Source organism: Paraburkholderia sp. GV068, from assembly GCF_003058125.1.
In the GTDB taxonomy this organism is placed as follows: Bacteria; Pseudomonadota; Gammaproteobacteria; order Burkholderiales; family Burkholderiaceae; genus Paraburkholderia; species Paraburkholderia graminis.
Genome location: NZ_QBUB01000004.1, coordinates 215,143 through 239,690, shown reverse-complemented (window position 1 = coordinate 239,690; position 24,548 = coordinate 215,143). Strand labels below are relative to the sequence as shown.

19 protein-coding genes are annotated in these 24,548 nt (G+C 61.1%); 8 read left to right on the top strand and 11 right to left on the bottom strand.

What is annotated here, in order from left to right:
• Positions 1-37 precede the first annotated feature (37 nt).
• From C8K18_RS11120 to C8K18_RS11110, 3 genes are all read right to left on the bottom strand, one after another.
• Entirely contained in the window at positions 38-1,039 is a 1,002-nt protein-coding gene (locus C8K18_RS11120; protein WP_006046631.1) for a glycosyltransferase family A protein, read from the bottom strand.
• A 235-nt stretch (positions 1,040-1,274) separates the two neighbouring features.
• A complete protein-coding gene (locus C8K18_RS11115) occupies positions 1,275-2,291 on the bottom strand; it encodes an ATP-grasp fold amidoligase family protein (RefSeq protein ID WP_107707482.1) in 1,017 nt (338 codons plus the stop codon).
• 317 nt (positions 2,292-2,608) lie between these two features.
• A complete protein-coding gene (locus C8K18_RS11110) occupies positions 2,609-4,864 on the bottom strand; it encodes an ATP-binding protein (RefSeq protein ID WP_107707481.1) in 2,256 nt (751 codons plus the stop codon).
• Between the two features lie 435 nt (positions 4,865-5,299).
• Between C8K18_RS11110 and C8K18_RS11105 the strand changes: the two genes are divergently transcribed.
• Positions 5,300-5,989, top strand: coding sequence for a hydrolase (locus tag C8K18_RS11105; RefSeq protein ID WP_006046634.1), 690 nt, complete (start codon positions 5,300-5,302; stop codon positions 5,987-5,989).
• 75 nt (positions 5,990-6,064) lie between these two features.
• On the opposite strand, the gene C8K18_RS11100 is transcribed toward C8K18_RS11105, so the two are convergent.
• The 3 genes from C8K18_RS11100 to C8K18_RS11090 all read right to left on the bottom strand — a co-directional run bounded on the left by C8K18_RS11100 (position 6,065) and on the right by C8K18_RS11090 (position 10,404).
• The gene (locus tag C8K18_RS11100; RefSeq protein ID WP_107707480.1) at positions 6,065-7,954 is read right to left on the bottom strand and encodes a feruloyl-CoA synthase; all 1,890 of its coding nucleotides are present in this window, start codon (positions 7,952-7,954) and stop codon (positions 6,065-6,067) included.
• A gap of 77 nt (positions 7,955-8,031) precedes the next feature.
• Positions 8,032-9,483 (bottom strand): aldehyde dehydrogenase, encoded by a 1,452-nt coding sequence (locus tag C8K18_RS11095; RefSeq protein ID WP_107707603.1) that lies wholly within the window; start codon positions 9,481-9,483, stop codon positions 8,032-8,034.
• Positions 9,484-9,567: 84 nt separating this feature from the next.
• Complete coding sequence (locus C8K18_RS11090) at positions 9,568-10,404, bottom strand: p-hydroxycinnamoyl CoA hydratase/lyase (protein ID WP_006046637.1); 837 nt, start codon at positions 10,402-10,404, stop codon at positions 9,568-9,570.
• Positions 10,405-10,848: 444 nt separating this feature from the next.
• Between C8K18_RS11090 and mhpT the strand changes: the two genes are divergently transcribed.
• From mhpT to C8K18_RS11075, 3 genes are read left to right on the top strand one after another with little or no spacing between them, the layout of a single operon-like run.
• Entirely contained in the window at positions 10,849-12,090 is a 1,242-nt protein-coding gene (gene mhpT, locus C8K18_RS11085) for a 3-(3-hydroxy-phenyl)propionate transporter MhpT (RefSeq protein WP_165919814.1), read from the top strand.
• Between the two features lie 57 nt (positions 12,091-12,147).
• Positions 12,148-13,290 carry a porin gene (locus C8K18_RS11080; RefSeq protein ID WP_107707479.1) on the top strand — a complete coding sequence of 381 codons (1,143 nt, stop codon included), beginning with the start codon at positions 12,148-12,150 and terminating at the stop codon, positions 13,288-13,290.
• 10 nt (positions 13,291-13,300) lie between these two features.
• Positions 13,301-15,007: a tannase/feruloyl esterase family alpha/beta hydrolase gene (locus tag C8K18_RS11075; RefSeq protein WP_107707478.1), complete on the top strand. Its 1,707-nt coding sequence runs from the start codon at positions 13,301-13,303 to the stop codon at positions 15,005-15,007.
• 56 nt (positions 15,008-15,063) lie between these two features.
• On the opposite strand, the gene C8K18_RS11070 is transcribed toward C8K18_RS11075, so the two are convergent.
• On the bottom strand, positions 15,064-16,266 hold the full coding sequence (locus tag C8K18_RS11070; RefSeq protein WP_006046641.1) for a hypothetical protein: 1,203 nt from the start codon (positions 16,264-16,266) through the stop codon (positions 15,064-15,066).
• A 329-nt stretch (positions 16,267-16,595) separates the two neighbouring features.
• On the opposite strand from C8K18_RS11070, the gene C8K18_RS11060 reads away from it, so the two are divergent.
• Complete coding sequence (locus tag C8K18_RS11060; protein WP_107707477.1) at positions 16,596-17,774, top strand: diguanylate cyclase; 1,179 nt, start codon at positions 16,596-16,598, stop codon at positions 17,772-17,774.
• A 48-nt stretch (positions 17,775-17,822) separates the two neighbouring features.
• Here the strand turns inward: C8K18_RS11060 and C8K18_RS11055 are convergent, their stop codons facing one another.
• Complete coding sequence (locus C8K18_RS11055) at positions 17,823-18,752, bottom strand: LysR family transcriptional regulator (protein WP_107707476.1); 930 nt, start codon at positions 18,750-18,752, stop codon at positions 17,823-17,825.
• Between the two features lie 126 nt (positions 18,753-18,878).
• Between C8K18_RS11055 and C8K18_RS11050 the strand changes: the two genes are divergently transcribed.
• Positions 18,879-19,577 carry an SDR family NAD(P)-dependent oxidoreductase gene (locus C8K18_RS11050; protein WP_107707600.1) on the top strand — a complete coding sequence of 233 codons (699 nt, stop codon included), beginning with the start codon at positions 18,879-18,881 and terminating at the stop codon, positions 19,575-19,577.
• A gap of 34 nt (positions 19,578-19,611) precedes the next feature.
• Here C8K18_RS11050 and C8K18_RS11045 read toward each other — a convergent pair whose 3' ends face one another.
• From C8K18_RS11045 to C8K18_RS11035, 3 genes are all read right to left on the bottom strand, one after another.
• The gene (locus C8K18_RS11045; RefSeq protein ID WP_053859303.1) at positions 19,612-20,007 is read right to left on the bottom strand and encodes a VOC family protein; all 396 of its coding nucleotides are present in this window, start codon (positions 20,005-20,007) and stop codon (positions 19,612-19,614) included.
• Positions 20,008-20,190: 183 nt separating this feature from the next.
• On the bottom strand, positions 20,191-20,862 hold the full coding sequence (locus C8K18_RS11040; protein ID WP_107707475.1) for a TetR/AcrR family transcriptional regulator: 672 nt from the start codon (positions 20,860-20,862) through the stop codon (positions 20,191-20,193).
• Positions 20,863-20,941: 79 nt separating this feature from the next.
• A complete protein-coding gene (locus C8K18_RS11035; RefSeq protein ID WP_107707474.1) occupies positions 20,942-21,973 on the bottom strand; it encodes a fatty acid desaturase in 1,032 nt (343 codons plus the stop codon).
• 506 nt (positions 21,974-22,479) lie between these two features.
• Between C8K18_RS11035 and C8K18_RS11030 the strand changes: the two genes are divergently transcribed.
• Together C8K18_RS11030 and C8K18_RS11025 are read left to right on the top strand one after the other, a co-directional pair.
• Positions 22,480-23,151, top strand: a complete 672-nt coding sequence (locus C8K18_RS11030) for a response regulator (RefSeq protein WP_006046649.1) — start codon at positions 22,480-22,482, stop codon at positions 23,149-23,151.
• 52 nt (positions 23,152-23,203) lie between these two features.
• Positions 23,204-24,382 carry a porin gene (locus tag C8K18_RS11025; RefSeq protein ID WP_181324855.1) on the top strand — a complete coding sequence of 393 codons (1,179 nt, stop codon included), beginning with the start codon at positions 23,204-23,206 and terminating at the stop codon, positions 24,380-24,382.
• Positions 24,383-24,548: the final 166 nt, after the last annotated feature.

The window sequence follows — 24,548 nt, the reverse complement described above, 5'->3', positions numbered from 1 at the left end:
ATGGGTTGCGATCTCAATCGGAATTCGTTTGGGATGACTAAAGGCGACGCCGGGCAAGAGGGTTGGCAATATAGCGAACGGCAAAATCGGAGAGTGCGGAAAAGGGTAGAAGGCAAAGGCTTGAGAGCGCCAGCGTGCCGATCTTTTTCTTGTAGCTCCAGAAGGGATTGCCGAGGATCGAGCGGAAGTAACTATGCGACTGTCGGCTCACCCATCGCCAGCGCTTCGCGAACGGCGCCTGATAGACGGCGGAACAGAAGTACGACTTTTCGAGCGAGAAGTCGTAGAAGCAAAGAGGGAGTTCAATGCCCAAACGCGCGCGCGCCATCTGCCGCAGAATCGCCCAGCGTTTGGTCAACGCCTTGGGTGCCTTGTCGTTGCTTTCCGAGTTCGCGAAATCGATCCCGCAGTTTTCGGTGCGATGCACGCGGTATGCGCCGAGCGATTCGGAAATAGTCGCGACGGCTCCGACCAGCGCGACACCGTAAATCGCATAGAAGTCCGCGCCGTAACGATTCACGTTGGCTTCCGGCACGGGGAATATCTTCCTTAGTGCGCTTGTCCGGTACGCGTTGCCCGATGCCGGCGGCGACGGATACAGCCAGCCCTGGCGCAGCAGGCTGCCGCAATCGCTCGGGGCCGCCGAATGCGGCACATAAGTACCGGAAGGTTTGCCCGTCGGATCGATAACGTCGAGCCGGAATTGAACCTTGACGAAGTTGCCCGTTTCAAACACTCGCATCACGTTCGACACCGCGTGCGCATAGAGCAGATCGTCGGAATCGAGCAGCATGACGAATTCGGTGTCAATGATATTGACCGCGTCGTTATAGACGGAGACCTGGCCGCCATTCTGCTTGTAGAACACTTTAACGCGCGAGCCGTAGCTTTCAATGATGTCGCGAGAACCGTCTGTCGATCCGTCGTCGATCACGAGCACCTGCGTCGCGGGATAATCCTGGGCGAGCGCTGAGTCGATTGCCTTGGCGAGAAAGCGGCCATAGTTGTAATTACAGATGACGATCGTCACGTTTTGCATATTTATTCACCACTGTCGTGAACCGCAACCGCACATCGGGTCGCATGGGACATTTGCCGAACTAGCACAAATCAATTTACCTTTCCGTTGGTTGCGCCGCCAACAAACGGTAATGCGATATGTGCGGTCGATAACACAGCGGGCAGCGACTCGATTTGGCTTCGGTAAAGCAGGGAACAAGCGCCCAAACGCCACGCAGACGAGCGACAAATTTGCCGAAAAAAATCGGCAAGCGTTACGCAGCGCTGACCGAATGCATCGGTAAAGGCGGCCTGGTCGACAGGAATGCGTCAGGCACGAGTTGACCCCACTCGTAGTCGATCCGGTCGGGCGTGAAGGGCAGCACGCCGGCCCCCGGCGTGAAGGTCAGCTCGCCGAAGTAGATCTGGTTATCCGGTGCGTACAGGTCCACGCGAACGTAGTCGAAATCGCCGCATAGCGTTGTCGCGGCGGCGAGAATCGCATCCAGGTTGTCGGGACGAGGCGCGGGCTTCGGGCTCGGCTTATACGCGCCAATGGCCATGTCGAGATGATTCCAGTCGGTGTCGTAGATGTCGCCGCGCGTGTCGGCGCCGAACCTGTCGGAGATCACGAGAATATAGATGAGCGGCTTTCCGCTCCGCCCGCCGAAACAGTGCAGCTTGTAATCCGCCGGTATCTGCCCGCTATTGTCGAGCAACAGTCGTTCGAAGAAGATGCGCGGCTTGATCTCGCGATAGTGTTTTTCGCGCGCGATCTTGTAGAAGTCGAGCGTCAGCCAGTGATTTGCAAGCTGGCTCAGTTGTTCAAAAGAGCGTGTCGATTTGTCTCTCACTACTTCGACATAGGTGCTGCCGTGATTCGCCTTCATCACGAAGGAGTTCGGCAACGCATCGAATACTTCTCTCGTGAAGATCTCGGGCGCCGCGAGTAGCGGTATCACATGTTCTTCTCCGAGCTTTCTCGCGACGTACTCGCGAACCGTGAGCTTGTCGGTCAACTCCGCGAACCACGGGTCGGGCCGCAGGCTTTTTTGCAGGATCTTTTCGTTGAAAGTAGTGGGGCGAAGCAGATTCGGATAACGACCTATTTCCTTGTGATGCAGCAGGCTTAGAAACACGGGCGTCGGCAGTAGCGACTTGGCTGCTTCCTTGAGCTTGCGCAGCGTCGATTGCCGCCGCACTGGAGCCGTGCTTTCCGCTAACCTGGCTGGTTGTTGCGGTACGGAAGTACCGGCTTCACCCGGAAATTGTACTGAGTTGGTCGTCGTCATTTTTCGAATCCCGTAAGTAGTTCGCGCGACAATCAGAGCCCGGCCAGGCTTCCCGATGTATCACGATGCGAGGTTAACGCACGGAACCCTGCGCAATTGAAGGCGTCGCTAAACGAAGGTGTTTTGGCCTAATCCAGTGAAAGCGGCCGTTTTTGCGGGAGGTGGATAGGCCAGCCGCGGCCAACGGCCAATCACCAGGCATAACGGTGTCTGGCAATCGAAAGAAAGTGGCCGAAGCGAACAGCGCAAAGCTGCTAATTGGCGAATGATTTTCAATTCGCCGGCCGTAATGCAGGGAGGCCGTAAGCCTATCGACTTTAGAGCGACGCGTCTGATGCGTTGTCGATTACTTCCAGTAAATCCGCGGGCTTCAGCGGTTTAACGAAGTGATGATCGAAACCCGCCGCGTGGCTGCGGTCGCGGTCTGCCTTTTGACCGTAGCCCGTCAACGCGACCAGCACGCACGGCCGGTTGCCCGAACGCAGTCGCAACTGGCGGGCAAGTTCATAGCCGTCCATGACCGGCAATCCGATGTCGAGCACGGATACAGTGGGCCTGAAAGTATTCGCCTCGGCAAGCGCCGCCGTTGGATCGTAGACGGTCTTCACCGAATGACCATAACTTCGCAGCAGTTCCGCGAGCGCGTCCGCGGCATCGACGTTATCGTCCACCAGCAAAATGCGCCGTTGCTGCGTGCAACTGTCTGGCTCATCACGAGCCACGACGACTGGCGCAGGCTCCGCGACACGGATGGCTTCGCTCGCATTGCCGGTCGTTGTCTCCGACGACGCGCGCGGCAGCACGATCGCAAACTCGCTGCCGCAACCGGGGCCGCCGCTCGCTGCTTCCACGTGTCCGCCATGCAGCTTGACGAAGTTCTTGACGAGAGCGAGGCCGATACCGAGCCCGCCTTCGGCGCGGTCGATTGTCTGCGTGCCTTGATAGAACGTATCGAAGACGTGAGGCAACACGTCTGGCGCAATGCCCATGCCGTTATCGCACACGCGGATGCGGATATGGTCAGCGTCGGCGGCCATCGCGCTGACCGTGATCTCGCCGCCCGCTTGCGTGTATTTCGCAGCGTTGATGAGCAGGTTAGCGATGACCTGCGCGAGCCGCATCGCGTCTGCCACACATTCGAGCGCCTCATCGACGTCGATCTTCAAACGATGAGCGCGTTGCTGCACGAGTACGCTCGTCATCTCCACGGCCTTCGTGATGACCTCGTGCACGTCGACCTGGCGCTTGTCCAGCTCGACATTGCCGCGGATGATGCGCGAAACGTCGAGCAGATCGTCGACGAGGCGCACGAGATGATCGACATGACGCTGAATAACCGCCCGCTCGCGTGCGGCCGAATCAGTGCCGCGCCGCTCCATCAATTCAAGCGCGCTGACGATGGGCGCGAGCGGATTGCGCAGTTCGTGTCCGAGCATCGCGAGAAACTCATCTTTTGCGCCATTCGCCTTGCGTAACTCCGCAAGCAGAAGCTCGCGGTCCGCACGCGATTTTTCGAGCGTTTCGCGGGCACGCACGTAGCCGGTGACTTCCACCGCACTGAGAATGACGCCCTCGATCTTCCCCGACGATGCACGCAACGGTTCGAAATGCAGCGTATAAACGCGTGCCGAAAGCGAATTGCCGATGCTGCCGATATCGCCGATATTGCCGGTTCGATACTCCTCATGCACGATCGGCAAGCCATGTTCGTAAACGTGCTTGAGCGCGGCGGCAATCGGTCCGCCGCGCTCGTGCGGAAACGCGTCGAGATACGCGCGGCCGAGCAGATCCTCGCGCTTCACCATGTCGAGATAGCGCGGGTTAGCAAGCTGGAACGTGTGCTTGTCGCCAAGAAGAAGCGCCGACGCGACCGGAGAGTTCATCAGCACGGCGTCGCGCTGATGCTCGGCGGTCCTTCTGCGGTTCATTTCATCTTCGAGCGATCTTGCGCGCTGCTCGGCTAGTGCGAGTCGCAGATGCAGTTCCTTGCTGCCGGCATCACGCAACGGGCTGCCGGCCAGAACATGATGATGCGCGTGGCAAATGTGGCGAAACAGTTGCGTCTGCTCGGCACCAGGAAAGAGGTGCTCAGGATAGGCGCAAAAAAGCGAGAAGCTGTGATGCGCGGCGAGACGATTCCAGAGTTCCTCGAGTCGCAACGCGGCATCGCCGAGTCCTTGCTCGCAGAGAACCGCGACCATCTCTCCGAACGCATGCAGTGGCTGTCCGCGCTGCGCGGCTTTGGCGACGACAGCGCCGACCGTCGAAATAAAGCGCGCCTCGTCGGGCCAGCCGTCGACCATGAAGCGATCAAGCGTAGCCTGGGCATCGAGCAGGATAAGCGCGTCATGCGAGGCGGGTCGCGCGGGCGCAGTCAGGCGCGCATCGAGCCATGAAGTGAGCGACGCGACGTGATCGGCCGTGGCGATGACGATCGCGCTGCCGCCTGCGTGGAGTGCTCGCAGCAGAAAGACGCCCACGTCTTCGGTCAAGCTCGCGTCGGATTCGTAGAATTGGACGAAATGGCCGGTGTCGTGCGTGTCCTCGTGAGACGGGTTGGTGCTAGTGAGCATCTTTGACTGCCATGACGAGAGCTTCTCCTTTCGAAGAATTTACCCGCCGGTTGTAATGCGGAACATGCGTTGCAAAGGGCGATGGCGCTTTCCTGAAGAAGCGCGCTCGGCAGATGCAGCGCAAAACGGTCGGCGTCTCTAACGGAACGGCCGCCGACCCAACCTGCATTGGCAGCAAGGCCTGTGCCTGGCGCGGCCGCAAGCGCTTCAGGCTTGTTGGGCGGGGCTTTCGTCGGCTTTTAATGTCGCCAGCTTTCGCTTTGTTATTTTTAAGAACGATTAAGGACCTGGACAAGGACTCCGCAGAGGGCCGCCGATAGACTGCATTGCAGTTCCTCGCAGCAGAAGCAAGTGCGGCGCGCGTTCCCGCTGACAGTCAACCCGTCAGTCGACCTGTCAGCAGACCCCTTTTCGACCTTCAGGATCTACAAAACCATGGCTAATCCGAAACTCCAAGTCCTCACGCCTGCGAACTCGCAGATCATCTTCATCGACCAGCAGCCGCAGATGGCTTTCGGCGTCCAGTCGATCGACCGTCAGGTGCTGAAGAACAACGTAGTGGGCCTCGCGAAGGCCGCGCGCGTGTTCAATATTCCGACCACCATCACGACGGTGGAATCGGAGAGCTTTTCGGGCTATACGTACCCCGAGTTGCTGGATGTATTCCCGGGCCACAAGGTGCTTGAGCGCACGTCGATGAATTCGTGGGACGACCAGAAAGTGCGTGACTCGCTCGCCGCAAATGGCCGCAAGAAAGTCGTGGTCGCGGGCCTGTGGACGGAAGTCTGCAACAACACCTTCTCGCTGTGCGCGATGGACGAAGGCGACTACGAGATCTATATGGTTGCGGACGCATCGGGTGGCACGTCGAAAGAAGCGCACGAATATTCGATGCAGCGCATGATTCAGGCCGGCGTGGTGCCGGTGACGTGGCAACAGGTGCTGCTCGAATGGCAGCGCGACTGGGCGCACAAGGAGACGTACGACGCGGTCATGGGCATCGTCAAGGAGCACTCGGGCGCGTACGGTATGGGCGTCGACTACGCGTACACGATGGTCCACAAGGCGGCGCAGCGCGCGGCCGGAACGCATGAAGTGCTCGCGCCCGTGCCGGCACGCAAGTAAGTAAGCGAATGGGCCGCGATTCGCGGCCCTCGGGGCTCTTACGGCCTCGTAGCCCGCGCGCCGCGTCGTTTGGCTTTACACCCAAACGTGCGGCGCGTAAATCGCGTCCGGATCGCGCCGAACGGGATCATGCAGCGCCTGCACGAGCTCGGCGCGATGCGTGAGCACTGCGCGCTGGTTGATCGAACCTTTGTCGGTGATTTCGCCGAGATCGAGCGATGGCGCGACGTCGAGCAGACGCAATCGCGCGATCGTGGTTGCGCCGCCCGTCGATTCGCGATTGAGCCGCCCGAGCAGTTCGACAAAGAACTGCCGCACGGCAGGTGCATTCACGATCTCGGATGCACTCGCCGATTCAGGCAGTTGCGCGAGCCGCCGGCAATCGTCGAGTCGCGGAAAAACCAGCATGCCGACATCGTCGCAATTGAGTCCTGTCACGACCACGTCTTGCACATACGGAGCGCCGGCGGAGATAACGCGCGCCCGCATTGGCCCCACGCTAACGAACGTGCCCGAGCTCAGCTTGAAGTCTTCGGCGATGCGGCCATCGAACATCAGACCCAGTTCCGGCTGCTGCGGGTCCACGAATTTCAGCGCGTCGCCGCTGCAGTAAAAGCCTTCTTCGTCGAACGATTTCGCAGTGGCCGCGCTGTCCATGCGCCAATAGCCGCGCATCACATGCGGTCCTCGAAAGCGCGCTTCGAGCTTGCCCGCCACGGGCACGAGTTTCACTTCGCAACCGGGCGCGGGCACGCCGACATAGCCCGCGCACATCGCAGGGAGCGTGGTGAAGAGGCACGACGGCGACGTTTCCGTCATGCCGAGGCCCGCCATGATGCGAATGCGCTCGCCGCAATGGCGCTCCGTGACCTGCTGCAAACGATCCCACGCTGCCTGCGAAAGTCCGGCTCCCGCGAAGAAATACACCTTCACGCGTGAGAAAAACGTCTCGCGCAGTGTTGCGTCGTTTTCGAGCGCGCTCGTCAATTCCTCCCAGCCTTTCGGCACATTGAAGTAGATTGTCGGCGCAATCTCACGAAGATTGCGCAGCGTCTCGTCGAATTTCTTGCCGACGGGTTTGCCGTCGTCGATGTAAAGCGTGCCGCCGTTATAGAGCGCGATGCCCGCGTTATGACTGCCGCCGAAGGTGTGATTCCACGGCAGCCAGTCGACCAGCACGGGAGGCTCGTCGGCGAATTGCGGAAATGTTTCGAGCAGCATCTGCTGATTGCTGCACAGCATGCGATGCGTGGTCGGCACGGCCTTCGGCAACATCGTCGAGCCGGACGTGAAGAGAAACTTGGCGATGCTGTCCGCGGCGATGGCTTCGTGCGCGGCATCGACCGTTGTGGGCGCAGTGTCGAGCAGCGTGGACAGATTCGTTATCGCGCGTCCGCACGAGCCGGTGGCTGCGACGACTTCGACATTGGCGGGCAAGGTTGTGTCGATCGCGGCGGCGAACGCAGTGGCGTCCGTCGCGAACACGAGGCCGGGCGTGAGCAGTTCGAGCGCGTGGCGCAGCTTGCCGTAATCGCTGGAAACGAGCGAATAGGCTGGCGAAATAGGGGCGTACGGCACGCCGGCCCACATTGCGCCGAGCGCGATCATCATGTGTTCGAGATCGTTGCCCGAGAGAATCGCGACGGGCCGTTCAGCCGACAGCTTGCGATCGAGCAGCGCCTGGCCGATTGCGCGCGCCTGCTCGAGCATCTGCGCATAGCTGATGCCGCGCCATGCGCCATCCACGCCGCGGCGCGCGACGAGCCAACGATCGGGATGCTGTTGCGCGCCGCTCGCGAGCCGGTCGGTCAGACGCTTCGGGTACGCGCCGGGTTGCGCGGTCGACTCCATGTACCAGACGTCTGCCTCCCGGCGAACGCGTGCGGGCGCCGAACCGATCCGCACGTCGCGATAACGCACGGAGGTTTCGTTGTCGACACTGGATTGCGTCGGCTGCAAATTCACTGATTGTCTCCTTCCTGCCGTCTTTCGTCTGTTGCGAAGAACGCGGATTCGAATGATGCCGATGCACGGCGTGCATGTCAGATCGGATAGTGGCGCGGGCCTGTCTGAATCGTAATCCAGCGCAGGTCGGTGAACTCCGCAATCGACGCCTTGCTGCCGAAACGTCCATAGCCGCTGCCCTTCACGCCGCCGAACGGCATCTGCGCTTCGTCGTGCACAGTCGGCCCGTTGATGTGGCAAATGCCCGACTCGACGCGTTTGGCGACGCCCATTGCACGTGCAATATCGCGGCTGAAAACGGCCGCCGACAAACCGAACTCGCTGTCGTTCGCCCGTTGCACGGCTTCGTCGTCGCTGTCCACGCGCAGCACGGTCACGACCGGCGCGAACGATTCCTCGGCGTATAGCTTCATGGCCGGACTCACGCGATCGACGATGGTGGGCTGCATGATCGCGCCGCTCAATGCGCCGCCGCCGAGTATCGTCGCGCCATGTTCGCGCGCATCGTCGACCAATGCCGTTGCGCGTTGCGCAGCCTGAGCGCTGACCATCGCGCCGAGCACTGCGCCGTGAGCGGTCGGTGCATCCGCAACGAGTTGGCGGGTCTTTTCGGCAAGCTTGCCGACGAGCGCATCGGCCACGCTGCGATGCGCGATCACGCGTTCGGTCGACATGCAGATTTGCCCCTGATTGAAGAACGCGCCGAATGCGATCGCATCCACGGCCGCGTCGAGATCCGCATCGTCCAGCACGAGCACGGGCGCCTTGCCGCCGAGTTCGAGCAACGCGGGCTTCAAATGCTTGGCGGCATGCATCGCGATGATGCGGCCCACGTGAGTCGAGCCGGTAAAGTTCACGCGCCGCACGGCAGGATGCGCAATCAATCGTTCGACGATGGCGGCTGCATCTTCCGGCGCGTTCGTCACGACATTGACGACGCCGTCTCCAAGGCCCGCTTCATGCAGCACGCTGCCGATCATTCTGTGCACGGCCGGGCAGGCTTCCGACGCCTTCAACACGACCGTATTGCCGCACGCGAGCGGCATGGCGAGCGCGCGCGTGCCGAGAATCACCGGCGCATTCCACGGCGCGATGCCGAGCACCACGCCGCACGGCTGGCGAACGGCCAACGCGATATTGTCGGGCGTGTCGGTGGGAATCACGCTGCCGTCGATTTGCGTGGTCATGGCGGCCGCTTCGCGCAGCATGTTGGCCGCGAGATGCACATTGAAGCCGTACCAGTTCGCCATCGCGCCTGTTTCCGCCATGCCGCATTCGATGAATGCGCCGGCTCGTGCGTCCATGATGTCAGCGGCTTTTAGCAGACGCGCGCGGCGCTCGGTGGGCCGCAGTGCGGACCACGCGGGAAACGCGGCCGCGGCGGCCTCAACCGCGGCGTCCGCATCGGCGAGCGTCGCGGCCGGCGCACGCGAAGCCACCTCGCCGGTGACGGGATTAATGCGCTCGAACGTCGCGCCGTTCGACGCCGGATAGTTCTTGCCGCCGATCAACATGCTTACTTCGTTCACGATGGCTGTCTCCTTCATGTTGTTCCTGCTTTGCGTGCCGTGCGCGTCGAAAGCGCGGGCACGCAGACTAGCTTCATTCACGTTTCATTCACTGCGCTTGTATGCCTGAAGCCCCGGCTTGATCGACTTCTGATCGAGGAACTGTCGCAGTCCTTCCTCACGGCCTTTTTCCGGATCGCGCAATTGCGCCTGGTCGAGCTTCGCGTACAGATAGTCTTCATTCTGCTCCCAGGTCAGTTCGCGCGAACGCTTGAAGCCATGCTTCGCGGCGCGCAGAACGACTGGGTTCTTTTCGAGCAGCTTGCCCGCCAACGCGACCGTCTCCGCGCGCAACTGCTCGCGCGGCACGCTCTTGTTGACGAGGCCCATTGCCGCGGCTTGCGCGCCGTCAAACGTATCGCCGGTCATGATGTAGTAGAGCGCCTGCCGATGTCCGACCGTATCCGCCATCGCCTTGCTCACCAGATTGCCCGGCGGAATGCCCCAGTTGATTTCGGAGAGGCCGAACACCGCTTCATCGGCTGCGATCGCGAGATCGCACGCGACGAGCGGCGAGAAGCCGCCGCCGAAACACCAGCCGTTGACCATCGCGATGGTCGGCTTCGAGTACATGCGCAAGAGTTTCCATTGCCATTGACAGGCGTCGCGACGAATCTTTTCCTGAAGGATTTCCGGGCCCGCGTCGACTTCGCGGAAGTACTCCTTCAGGTCCATGCCCGCCGTCCATGCATCGCCCGCGCCGGTCAGCACGAGTACTTTTGCATCGGCGTCCAGTTCCAGCGTTTCCAGAACCTGCACCATTTCGCTGTTGAGCGTGGGGCTCATTGCATTGCGCTTCTCGGGACGATTGAACATCACCCATGCAATGCCTTCCTGGACCTTTACGTCGACCGTTTTCCAGCGACCCTCATAACTTGCCATGTTCGTAGCTCCAGCGCTTTTTGCGCGTATCAATGTGTGTCGTGATGTGCGAGTACCCGGTAGCGTTTCCGCTTGCGTCCGAAGCGGCGTTTCGTATCAGGTAGCCTGATACAAGTCTAGTATCAAGCGGCCTGCGACACAATCGCTATGTGATCGGGGAAAACCCTTGGCGCTGCCATTCCGTTTCGTCATTGCGCTCGATACCTGGGGTATTCACCAAACACGCGGTTCTTGTTTTGTCAGGGTGCCTGATATTTAATATGCTCGATCGCAGCGAACTTCCGCGCGTTCTCCCGAACGCGCTTTTTTTCGCTCTGAATCTCAGGTGGCCTGATACATACGACGTTGAAGCATCGGCGGACATCGACATAACAAGCAGCAATCAACTTGCATGAGACCGCGGTAAGACGCTCGCGCGTCGGCTCCGGTCGAAAGGAGACAGACATGAAATCCACCCGAACAGCCTTGCCGGCAGACGGCATCACGCAGCCTGCCGCGCGAACCGGCGCCGTCGTGACATTGAGCCTTTGTTTTGCGGTTGCCCTGCTCGAAGGACTCGACCTTCAATCGGTGGGCGTCGCGGCGCCGCGCATGGCGCGCGAATTCGGCCTGAGCGTCGCGCAAATGGGGCTCGCGTTCAGTGCCGGCACCTTCGGACTGTTGCCTGGCGCGATGGTCGGCGGACGGCTCGCGGACCGTATCGGCCGCAAACGCATCCTGATTCTATGCGCGTGTCTGTTCGGCTTGTTGTCGATCGCGACGGCGCTCGTCAGCAGCTTCGGCATGCTGGTGTTCGTGCGCGTGTTGACGGGCATCGGTCTTGGCGGCGCGCTGCCGAACCTGATCGCGCTGTCGTCGGAAGCCGTGTCGCCGAAGTCGCGCAACACGGCGGTCAGCGTGATGTATTGCGGCATTCCGTTTGGCGGAGTGATCGCTTCGCTCGTCGGCATCGTCAGTATCGGCGATACGGAGTGGCGCCATATCTTCTATGTCGGCGGCGCGGGGCCATTGATTCTGGTGCCGCTGCTGCTGGCCTGCCTGCCCGAATCGAGCGCATTCCAGCGCGCGTCGCACGGCATGAACGCAAAACCGGCGCCTATCGGCGAAGTGCTGTTCGGCGCGAACCGCGGGCTTTCCACGCTGCAAATCTGGGTTAGCTACTTCTGCACGCTAATTGTCCTGTACTTCCTGCTCAACTGGCTGCCCTCGCTGATGGCGGCGCGCGGACTCGCTCGCGCGGAAGTGGGCTACGTGCAGATCTTTTTCAACATCGGCGGCGGACTCGGCGCGCTCTTCATCGGCATGTTGATGGATCGTCTGCGCGGCGGCGTTGTTGTGTCCGGCATGTACGTCGGCATCATCGCGTCGCTCGCGGCGTTGTCGATCGCGCCCAGCTTTGCGGCGCTGACCGTGTCCGCGTTCTGCGCGGGGATGTTCGTGATCGGCGGGCAATCGGTGCTGTATGCGCTTTCCGCCGCGTTCTATCCGACGGCGATGCGCGGCACCGGCGTCGGCGCAGCGGTGGCCGTGGGCCGCGTGGGTTCGGTGGTCGGGCCGCTGGCCGCAGGCCAACTGCTCGCGATGGGCCGCAGTTCGTCGACGGTCATCGGTGCAAGCATTCCCGTCACGTTGATTGCGGCGGCAGCGGCGTTGTTGCTGATTCGCCGGCCGCGTGCGGCGGACTGATAAGCCATCCTGAGTATCGACATTGAAATAACAACACTACGTTTGGAGACAATCGCGATGCAAACAACCACGACCCGGCTTCTGGTATCGAGCGCGCTTTGTGCGCTCAGCACGACGGCGTTCGCGCAGTCGAGCGTCACGTTCTACGGCATCGTCGATACGGGCATCGAATACGTATCGCATGCGAACGCCGCGGGCGGTCACGTGTTTCGCATGCCTGCCGTGACGGGCGAGCTGCCGTCGCGTTGGGGCCTGCGCGGCGTCGAAGACCTGGGCGGCGGCTATAGCGCCGTATTTACACTCGAAAGCGGCTTCAACGTTCGCGACGGCAGTTCGGGACAGGGCGGCCGGTTGTTCGGACGACAGGCTTTCGTCGGCCTCAAGGGGCCTTATGGAACGCTTGCATTCGGCCGGCAATACACGATGACGTATCTCGCGCTGCAAGGCGCGGACATTATCGGACCGGACATCTACGGCATGGGTTCGCTCGACGCTTATGTGCCGAATGCGCGCGCCGACAATTCGGTCACTTACATGGGCACGTACAAGGGCTTTACGCTCGGCGCGGGCTACTCGTTCGGCCGCGATTCGGCGGGCACCGGCAATTCGCCGGGACAGGGCACATGCGCGGGCTCGGTCGCCGGGCATCCGACCGAATGTCGCGACTGGTCTGTGATGCTCAAGTACGACGCGCAGTACTTCGGCGTCGCGGCATCGTATGAGGAGCAGCGCGGCGGCGCGAGTGGACAGGCGAATTTCTTCGACGGCGTGCCGCCCACAGTGCTCTCCAACGGCGCGGACAAGGACGCGCGCACGCATGTCAGCGCCTACGCGCAATACGCAGGCGCGAAAGTCGGCGCGGGCTGGCTGGGCCGTCGCGTGGTAACGGATTCGCCGGCGGTGCCGAACGTGCGCTCCGATCTTTTCTTCGTGGGCGCGTCGTACTTCGTGACGCCCGCGTTTGTCGTCGATGGAGAAGTGTTCCGCATCATCAACAGTGCGCACGATTCGCGCGCGACGATGGGCACGTTGCGCACCACGTATCTGCTGAGCAAGCGCTCGTCGGTGTACGCGCAAGCGGCGTATCTCGCGAATAGCGCGAAGGCGCGCTATTCGGTAAGCGGCGGCGGTGGCGGCACCACGCCCGCGGCGGGCATCGGACAAACCGGCGTGATGCTCGGCATCAAGCACGCATTCTAGGAGACATCGAATGAGAAAGTCTGTGATTGCGGTATGTGTGTCGGCCACGTTGAGTGCATGCGGCGGCTCGACGGACGACACGTCGACGTTGCCGCGTCTGAGCGCGGCGACACCCGCGGCGCTCGTCGGCAATTGCGCGGCGTTGGCCAGCAAGTTGTCGTTCGCGAACACCACCTTCAGTTCCGTGCAGGACGTACCCGCTGGAACACTGAAGGTGGCGGGCAAACCGATTGCCGAACATTGCCTCGTGCAAGGGCAGATGAATCAGCGCGTGAGTGCCGTCGACGGAAAAACGTATGCGATCGGCTTCGAAATGCGTCTGCCCGTTGCATGGAATGGGCGTTTCTTCTATCAGGCCAACGGCGGGCTCGACGGCAACGTCGTGACGGCGACGGGCGAGATCGGCGGAGGCGGTCCGCTCAACGACGCGCTGAACATGGGATTCGCCGTGATCAGCTCGGACGCCGGCCACTCGTCGTCGCAGAACCCGCTGTTCGGTCTCGATCCGCAGGCGCGCATCGACTACGGTTACAACACGGTCGCCACGCTCACGCCGATGGCCAAGCAGGCGATTCGCACCGCGTACGGCAAGGCGCCGGATCGCAGCTATTTCGAAGGCTGCTCGAACGGCGGGCGTCACGCGATGGTGGCGGCGGCGAGGTCGTCGGCGGAATACGACGGCATCATTTCCGGCGATCCGGGCTTTCATTTGCCGAAGGCGGCTATCGGCGAAATGTGGGGCGCGCAGCAACTCGCCAAGGTTGCGACCGCAACGACCGCGAATGGCCTGCCCGACATCAAGACCAGCTTTACCGCTGCGGAACGGCAACTGGTTGCCTCGCGAATCATCGCGAAGTGCGATGCGCTCGATGGCGCCGCGGACGGCATGGTGCAGGATATTAAGGCATGCCAGGCGAACTTCAGCCTGGCCGCGGACGTGCCGACGTGCTCGGGCGACGTGCGCGACGGCGCATGCCTGACCCCCGCGCAGAAGGACGCAATCGGCAACGTGTTCTCCGGCGCGCGCAACAGCGCGGGCACGGCGCTTTACGCAAGCTTTCCGTACGATGCGGGTGTGAGCGGCGCGGGCTGGGCGCAGTGGAAGCAGACCAATTCGATCACGCTCGATCCCGCCGCGGCTGCGTTCACATTTACGACGCCGCCGCAAAGCGCGTCGTTGCTCGCGCAGTTGTCGGCTTATGCGCTGAACTTCAGCATGGATACCGACGCACCGAAAATCTTCGCGACGAGCGGCGCTTACTCGGAATCGTCGTGGTCGTTCATGACGCCGCCGGATGAAACGAACCTCGGTGCACTCAAGCGCCGCGGCGCGAAGCTGATGGTGTATCACGGCACGAGCGACCCTGTGTTCTCATCGAACGATACGACCGACTGGTATCAACGCTTGATGGCGGCCAATGGCGGCGATGCGAGCAATTTCGCGCGGCTTTATACCGTCGCCGGAATGAACCATTGTTCGGGTGGTCCCGCCGCCGACCAGTTCGACATGCTGACGCCGATGATCGCGTGGGTAGAGCAGGGCAAGGCGCCCGATAGCGTGATCGCGACCGCGCGCGATGCGAGCAACGCGTTGCCGAACAGCGAAGTGCCGACGAATTGGGGCGCGGGCCGCACGCGGCCGCTGTGTCCTTATCCGAAGGTCGCGCGCTACAAGAGCGGGGACGTCAATTCGGCGGCCAGCTTTTCGTGTAGTTGATGTGTGATCGCGCGGCGCCGGCGTCGGCGCCGCGTTGACACAGAGATACCGTCACATCACTGCGGCTCGTACCACGAATAAGTCGCGAGTGTGCTTATCGGCGGCGTGCCGATCTGCAGCGTGACGTCGCGCAGCGAAGTCAACTCGATGTTGCGCAGGTCGCCCATATAGCGGCGCGAATCGCCGTTGTCGTTGATATACGCCACCACGTCCCCCGTGATGCCCGCGACGTTCGTGCTGGAAAGCGGCTGCCCCCAGATGTCGAAGAACTGACCGAGCGTGAAGGTCTTGAGCGTCGGCGTTTCGATATGGATGATGCCGGTCTGGTCGTGCGTATGCATCTCGTAGTTGCACTGCGAAAGAATGCCCACGTTGGCCGGCAGCGCGAGCCATTGACCGTCCTTGATGATCGCGAGATGCGCGTGCACGTGATACAGCTCGGCCATTCCCGCGGCACAGATCAATCCGTCGACCGCTGCGCCCGTGCCGCCCGTCGACGTATTGCCGTTCGGCCAGAACGTTGTGCCCACCACGCCGCCGTAGGCCAGCGTGATCGGCTTCGGATCGAACGGCGGCGGATCGGTCCAGGTGTAAGTGGGAATCTGCGTCAGCGGCGTGCCGACCATCACGGTGACTTCGCCATGTGGCGGAAGCACGAGGCTCGCAGGATCGCCCGTGTATTTCGACAGCGTGCCGCCGTCGTTCACATAGATCGTAACCGGCGATCCGCTCAGCCCGGCGACGCTCGACGCGCCCAGCGTTTCGCCCCAGATCGCAAAGAACTGACCGAGCGTGTACGACGCGCCGGTCGTCGTATCCATATGGATCTTGCCGCTTGCATCGACGGTATGCAGCGGATACGCGCAACCCGTTTGCGCGGCCATCGTCGGACCGACCGTGCCGATGTTGGCCGGCACCGCGAGCAGGCGGCCATTCTGATAGATGGACAGATGCGTGTACGTGTAAGCCGTGCTGCGCACCGCGCAGTTAAGCCCGCTGACCGGCTGCCCGGTTCCGCCCGAAGACGTGGAGCCTGTCGGCCAGTTCGCGTCGCCAAGCGTGGTGCCGTCGATCACGGGCGTCGCGGCGGCCAGCGTGGGTGTCGTCGCGTTCGTGCCCGATGCAGCGGGCGCGGGTGCCGCGGCGCCCGCACCGTTGGCTCCTGGGTTCGAGGCTCCGCCGCCGCCTCCACCGCCGCAGCCGGCAAGAATCAGTAAGGCGCCAATCAGGGCGGATCGTGAATACAGCCGTTCCAACATTGCGTGCTCCATGCCTTGGTTGAAATTGAATACGTGGAAGCAGACGCCGCGTTAACTGCGCGGCATGCCCCTCGCTGCGCAGACCGGCTGCAACGGAATGGCGAAGCTGGCGCACAGGCGCCCGCTCATACAAATCGGCAATTTGAGGTTAGCAGATGCATTTGCGAAATAAACGGATTGAATAACAACGTTTTGCGACTTTTTATGTCGCATTTTGGTGTGTCGGGAGAAACCGGGCGTCATTTAGCTCACCTGCATCGGGGAATGCGGCGGCACGGTAAAATGCCGCAGCCGCCGCAATCTGCTGGCGTTGAACCCTTCCGTCAGCGATGCATGTCGATCTTCTTACCCTCTATCTCCTGATCATCGGAACGCTTTTCGCCAGTTCCGGAATGACGCTGTGGGAGCACCGCAGTCATCCGAAGCGCAGCACGGAGTTGAGAGTACTGGCAGCCGCCTATGCGACGCTCGCAATCGGTTGCGCGGCGGCAGTGTTTCGTCGCGACGTGCCCGGCCCGTGGGGTTCCGCGCTGAGCAATCTGGTCATTTTGACGGGCTATTTGCTGGTGCTGCACGGTGTCGCGTTGCTGAACGGACGGCAATATCGAGCCGCGTCTTTCGGGCTGCTCGTCGTGATGGCGCTCGTCTGGATGGCGAGCGGCGCGCATTGGGAGAACACGGTCTGGGCCTACGTTAGCGCGATCCCGATCGCGCTCGCGAGCGGCATGACGTCGCGCGAACTACTCCGAAGCGACGACTTCAAAGCGCTGCAATCGCGCTATATCGCCGTCGCCGTGACGGGCATTCACGCGCTCACTTATGCGATGCGGGCGCTCGCTCTGCCGTGGCTCGTCGCGCGGTACGGCAATGACCTGTTGCTGATCGCGAGCGCGATAACCATGTATGAAGGCGTGCTCTATTCGGTCGTTCTGCCGATGACTCTACTCAAGTTCATCCGCGAGGAAACGCATGGCCGGCTCCTGCAGGAATCGCAAACCGATTTTCTGACGCGTCTTGGCAATCGCAGATGGTTCTTCGAGGAAGGCGAACGCGTTCTCGGCGAAGGCAGCAAGAACCGGCCGTTGTCTCTGCTCGCGCTTGACCTCGATCACTTCAAGAAGCTCAACGACCGCTACGGTCATCATGCCGGCGACGAAGTACTTAGATCGTTTGCTGAAGTGGCCCGCCGCGTGGTGGGCCACGAGGCCGTGTTGGCGCGCATCGGCGGAGAAGAGTTCGCCGCACTGTTGCCCGGTCATGACGAAGCGCGCGCGAAAGCGGTGGGTGAGGCGATTGTCGAGTGCTTCGCGCAGACGGTCTCGCATCGCGTGAACGGCGCGGAAGTCCGGGCCACGGTCAGCATCGGCCTCGCGCATTCGACGCACGCGGGTCAGCCGCTTGCCGAACTGCTGTCCGCTGCCGACGGGGCGCTCTATCGCGCGAAGTCGCTGGGTGGGAATCGGGTGGAAGAGGCGGGGAAGGTGGTGCATCTTACGGTTGCAAGATGACGTGTTGCGTGTGGTGTTCTGGGCGCCGTCGACCCGCAATCGGCCGCTTTACAACGGCACCTGTTGGCGACATACCGACAACACCAGTTGCCTCAGCCAACGATGAACCGGGTCCACTTCAACACGCGGATGCCACATCTGCGAGACGGTGATCTGCTTCGTTGCAACGGGAAGTTCGAACGCGTGGATGTCGGCGCTTGCAGCGCCTTCGCGGCATGCCGTGTGAGCGCCGACGAATGAAGCCGGTACGAGCGCGACGAGATCGGAGGTGCGCGCCACCGCGAGCGCGGCGGGAAAGCCCGGCACCACCGCGACGATGGTGCGTTCGAGGCCGAGGAGCGCCAACGCGTCGTCGACAGGACCGCTTGCGTTTGCGCGTCGCGACGCCACGACGTGGCCGAACGCGACATACCGTTCAGCGGTAATCTCGCCGTCCCGTTCGAGCGGATGGCCTTTTCTGACGACGCCCATGAAACGATCGCGGAATAGCGCCTGTAAGCGCACTTCCGGGCCCATCTCGCCGAGCACGCCGATTTCGAGGTCAGCCGAACCGTCTCGCAGCGGGTTCGCGTTCTTCTCCGGCTTCGATGCAAAACGCAAGCGGACGTGCGGCGCAATTTTTATTGCCGCGGCGATGAGCGGCGAGCCGAAGGCTTCGACGAAACCGTCGTTGGCGCGAATGGTGAAGGTCTGCCGCAGCGTCGACAAGTCGGGTTCAGTATGCGACGGACGAAGAACGGCGCGTGCTTCATAAAGAGCACTTCGCGTGCGTTCGCGAATCGCCTCGGCATACGGCGTCAACACCATCTCGCGCCCCGCGCGCACCAACAGTGGATCGCCCGTTGTAGCGCGAAGCCGCGCCAGCGTTCGACTCATTGCCGAGGCACTCAGGCCCAGTCGGCGGGCAGCGCCGGCCACGCTTCCATCGTCGAGCAGCGTTTCAAGCGCAATCAATAGATTGAGGTCGGTTTCGGGCATGTCCGATCGTAACATTCGCGTGCGGGACGAGGCGTTTGCCGCAGGTTATGAATGCATCTGTCGCGCCTTCCGGCAGTCGTCACGAGCGATTATATTTTCCCGATCGAATTGCTTAACGACAGGGAGATGATTGTGGAAACCATCAATCGGCAAAAGACGGTTCTTCTTATCGGTGCATCGCGTGGTCTCGGGCTCGCGATGACCGCCGAATATTTGAAACGCGGCTGGCGCGTGATTGCCACCGGCCGCGCGCAGTCAATGCAGAAGCTTCGCGATCTTCAAGGCGCACTCGAAATCGAAACGCTCGATATAACCGTCCCTGAGCAGATTGCGGATTTGCGCGCGCGCCTTGCAGGCCGTCGACTCGATATGCTCTTCGTGAATGCGGGCGTCAAGAATGACGATCGCGAAACGATCGCGGACGTATCGACCGAGGAATTCGTGCGCGTGATGGTGACCAACTCGCTCAGTCCGATGCGGGCGATCGAGCGCTTGCACGATCGGGTTGAACCGGGCGGCACCATCGGCGTGATGTCTTCGGGCCAGGGCAGCGTGACCAACAACGTGAACGGGAACTACGAGGTTTACCGCGGCAGCAAGGCCGCGCTGAACATGTTCATGCGTAGCTTTGCTGCACGCCATGCCAATGATCCGCGAACCCTGCTGCTGATGGCGCCGGGTTGGGTACGCACGGACATGGGCGGCCCTGAAGCGCGCCTGAGTATCGAAGAGAGCATTCCGAATCTGCTCAATACGATGGAGGCTTACGAGGGCCGCGCGGGTTTGCATTACCTCGATTATCTCGGGCGAGTCGTGCCGTGGTGAAAGCCAGACGATTGCGCGTGTCTTCGCATTCACGCTAGAACAGCTTGCGCCATTGCTCCTGCATGTCCTCGCGAGTGTTGATCTCAATGAGCACGCCGCCGGGCGCGCGGCAGAAAAAGCGGGACCCGCGTGTGTTGTTGAAGACGCCTGTTTCCATCTGAACGCCGCCCTTCAGGAACTCGTCGTGAAGCGTGTGAAGATCGTTCAGGGTGGCGACTTCGAGACCGAAGTGGAAGTTTTTGGGCCAGACAGGCGTCTCTTCGCTGACGTGCTCGAGCACGATGTCGAAGCCGTCGCGCTTGAGCAGGCGATGCTCGCCGGCAGCGGCGACCTCGCAGCCCAGGTACTTTTCGAAGAAGGCGGCTGTTTCGGCGACGTCGTTAGTGGGAAAGCTGAGGTGGTTGAGCTTGGCTTCTTTGTGAAGATTCATAGTCGAACTCGCAGAAAACGTTAATAGGTTCTGTGAAGCGCGCGAACGTTGCCGCGCTTCACAGAACCTATTTTGCGAGCAAGCGCTCAGTTTTGAAACTCGCATTAGAGAGCGCGTTTTAGCAGCGCTTGGTCCGCCGCGGGCAAAGGCTTTCGGGCGAAGAGTAGATAGCAAGCTGAGCGACTACTCGTATTTTGTCCACGCTCTATTTGCGGCTCCGCGGCTCCGCGGCTTCGGAAGAGGGTTATCCACGATGCCCAGATAGCCCCACAACGCGCGCCCAACGCGCCTTTCCAGCGCTGCGCGGTCCGTTTCGCCGCGCTCTCCGGCGCCGTCCACGATCGCGCGAACGATGGCGACGAGATCATCCGTGGCGATCTGCATGTCTGGCTGCGGCGGGATGTCGTCGCGCGCCAGAATCTGCTCGATGACCGCGCGAAATGCCGCTTTGGACCTGGCCAGTTCTTTGGCAATGGCAGGGCGGTTTTCCTCGAAATCGAGCACGCGTGCAAGCGCCGGACGACGCAGTTGCTGGCGTACCGAGACGGTGATCAGGTGCTTCAATGCGCTCTGACCAGTGGGCTCGTTCAACGCGCCTTCGGCTTCCGCAAGGAACACGGCGAGCTCGCGTTTGCTCAGCGCGACAATGAGCGCGTCCTTGTTGGGGAAGTACTGATACAGCGTGCCCACGCTGACACCGGCGCGCTGCGCGACCAGATTGGTGTTGAGGCCGTCTGAGCCTTTGGTTTCGAGAACGAGCGCCGCGGCCTCGAGTATCGTGCCCACGGTTTGTTGCGCGCGCGATTGCTTGGGAAGCTTGCGCGGTTTTAACGAGGGACGTCTGGTTGTTTTCATGGTGCGGCATGGCAGGAAGCGAGCGTTAGCTCGGATTCTACCGCGCCACGAAAAGCGGGACTGTTTTCGGTTTTAGCAGCTAACGGTTCTCGGATTCATCGCGCGATGCAACGATGAGCAGCGCCTTCCCTGCATACATCGCAGGTTCCTTGAATGCAGGCGCAAACCCGCGCGGCCGGTCATGCACCGGGTTCTCAGCCGGGACGAAGGCGTTGTGCCTTACCCATTCGCCATAACCCGCGACCAGAAATCCTCCCGACCGCTCGATGTACTGCTCGCGGGACGCCTCATAGACCGCCCTCAGCGCGAACCACGGAACATGCGGCAAGTCATGGTGGACGAGATGGAAATTGTTGTTCAGATAAAGCAGCCGCCAGAACAGGCCTGCTTCATTGATAACCGTGCGATGTGCGCACTCGTGTGCCGCGCGATGCTCGCGGAACGAGCGAAGCGAGCCAAGCGACAGTGCCCCATAGCCGACGCCGAGAATGAACACCCAGGCCGGAATCGAGCAAACGTATTGCAGCCACGCGGTTAGCGCGGCGAGCGCGGCGAAGTGCGCAAGCCAGGCGGGCACGTCGCGCCAATCGCCGCGTTTGATTTTGCGCAGCGCATCAACGCCCGTCGCCGCAATGGCGAAAGCCGGTCCCAACAGCAGGCGACCGGCCAGCGTGTTGCGGCACGTGAGAAGCGCGCGCATCGCCCAGCCGGCGCGTTCCCACACTTCACCGTCGACGAAATAGCTTTCCGGGTCGTGCCCTGGCTTGGTCAACTGTGGATCGTCGTGATGCTGAAGATGCGAGTCGCGATAGACGCGGTACGGAAACCACACCGCCAGCGGCGCGAAGCCAAGCAGTGCATTCAGCCGCGCCGAGCGCGTGGGGTGGCCGTGGAGCAATTCATGTTGCAACGACATATACCACGCGCTCACGAGGGCGAGCAGCGCGGTGGTGAGCGGCAAGCCCAGCACGCGAGCGTGCGTCGCGATGCCGAACCATCCGCCGTAGATCGCGACGATCAGCGCCCATGTCGGCCATTGTGTGCGCCAGGCGCGGCTCACGGAGAGCCTGGCGATTGCGTTGCGCTGGGTGTCGTCGAGGTAAATCGCCATCGGCTGAATCGATCGGATGCAGGTTTAGACCCGATGCTAAAGGCCAATAGACGACGCCGGAACCAATTTGTTCGGGATTGCATTGCGCTACGGCTGCGAAAGAACCGTTCTGCTGACCAACGACTCAGCTCCGCGTCTTTGTACCCGCGACCTCACCCTTAAGGAATCTTAAGAAACGTCGTTCAACGATCGGCTCAACGGTTCAAAAAAGTCGCCGCGCAATCGCGAATTGTGCAATTGCTTCACTATGCATCATGGATTTCCCCTAAGGAAAACGGGTCGCCATGAAAGCGGAGAGAAGGATTTGTCCTCCCATAATCGCGGCGTGATTGCAACGAGGCGGAGCGAAGCAGTACGACGAGGCTACGTTGAGAACCGGCACCACAGGATGCAAGCAGTCGTCCGCTTACAGCATGCTGTCTGCGTGACGCGGGAGCGCGACTTTCTGAAAGAAACTCACGCGATATGGCGAGCGCCTTCTGGTCGACTAATCAATGGAAGGTCCGATGAAGCTACTACTGGTTGAAGACAACAGCGAGCTTGCACACTGGACCGTCAATCTTCTGCGCCTCGCTAATTTCGCGGTGGATTGCGTTCCTAACGGCGAGTGCGCGGACACCATGCTGACGACGCAACACTACGACGTCGTCGTGCTCGATCTTCGGCTGCCACGAATGGACGGCAAAGAAGTGCTCGCAAGATTGCGCCGCCGCGGCGACATGGTGCCGGTCATCATGCTGACCGCGCATGGTTCGACCGACGACAAAGTAGATTGCTTTAACGCAGGCGCCGACGACTACGTCGTCAAGCCATTCGATGTGCGCGAGCTCGTCGCGCGAATCAAGGCGTTGATTCGCCGGCAATCGGGCGGCATGTCGTCGTGCCTCACCTGTGGCGACTTGCAATACATCTCCGATACAAGGGAGTTCTTTCATAACGACGAGCGCCTCGCGCTGCGGCGCCGCGAGCATACCGTCCTCGAAACATTGATGCTGAGGCAAGGCAAGACAGTGTCGAAGTCCGTGCTGATGGAAAGCGTTTTCAGCCTGGACGATGAGCCAAGCGCGGACGCCATCGACATCTACATTCACCGTTTGCGCAAGCATCTCGCCAGGTCGAGCGCGCAGATCATGACGCTGCGAGGTCTCGGCTACATTCTCCGCGCGAAGCATTTCTAATAGTCGCAAGCGCCGTAATCCGAAGCATCGGCGAATCTGCTTAGTTATCCAAATGACGACCAGAACAATCAGATTTTCAACGCAGCAACTTGAGGAGACGAACTTGAAGAAGCGATACCTGACTCTCGCGGTCGCAGCCAGTGCTTGCGGGGTAACCGGCGCTCACGCTCAGTCCAGCGTGCAGCTTTATGGATTGATGGACCTGAGCGTGCCGACCTACCAGTCGCATGCCAATGCGAACGGCGCGCACGTCATCGGCATGGGTATCGATGGCGAGCCGTGGTTCAGCGGCAGCCGTTGGGGCTTGAAGGGCGCGGAAGATATTGGCGGCGGTTCCAAGATCATCTTCCGGCTCGAAAGCGAATACGTGGTAGCTAACGGCGAGATGGAAGATCCGGGTCAGATCTTCGACCGCGACGCGTGGGTCGGTATCGAGAACGATAGCTTCGGCAAGATCACGGCGGGTTTTCAGAACACCATTGCTCGCGATGCAGCCGCCATTTATGGCGACCCTTACGGCAGTGCGCGCCTGACTACCGAGGAGGGCGGCTGGACGAATGCCAACAACTTCAAGCAGATGATCTTTTATGCGGGCAGCGCGACGGGTACGCGCTATAACAACGGCGTTGCGTGGAAAAAACTCTTCAATAACGGCATCTTCGCGAGCGCCGGCTACGCGTTCGGCAATTCGACGAGTTTCGGCTCGAACTCCAATTATCAGGCGGCACTGGGTTACAACGGCGGACCATTCAACGTGTCCGCGTTCTATAGCCATGTGAATCGCGCCGGCATCACGAACCAGTCGTATTCTGTTGGTGGTAACTATACATTTGGAATTCTGCGCGCCAACGCCGGCTATTTCCGCTACCTGGGCAACCAGGGCGCGCTCGGTCAGCGTCAGGACAACGCGTGGACCGTATCGCTCAAGCTGGCGCCGAAAGGCCCGTTCGATTACGAACTCGGCTATCAGCAGATGCGCGTGAAGAATGCAGCGTATAACGCCGACGGCAATATTCCGAACGCGAACATTGGCGCGTTCGATCCGACTTCCGGTCTGCACAACGGCTACAAGGAGACGCTCTACTGGTCCGGGTTCTATCACCTGTCCAAGCGTACCGAGGTGTACCTTGCCGGCGACTACATGAAGCTGCATGGCGGCTATACGGTCGGCAGCACGTTCGGTGCGTCGAATCAGCTTGAATTGACGACAGGTGTCCGCACTCGCTTTTGATGCACGAAGCAGGAAGCAGGAAGCACGAAGCGGCGGATAAGTCCGTTCGCCGCTTCCTTTGCCATTCGCATGAATAGATGAAGAACGTCGAGACGCATCGATCACGTAAACAGGCGTGGTCTTTCAGAAAGGTATGATGGCGGTGATAAGCGAATAAACAAATCGG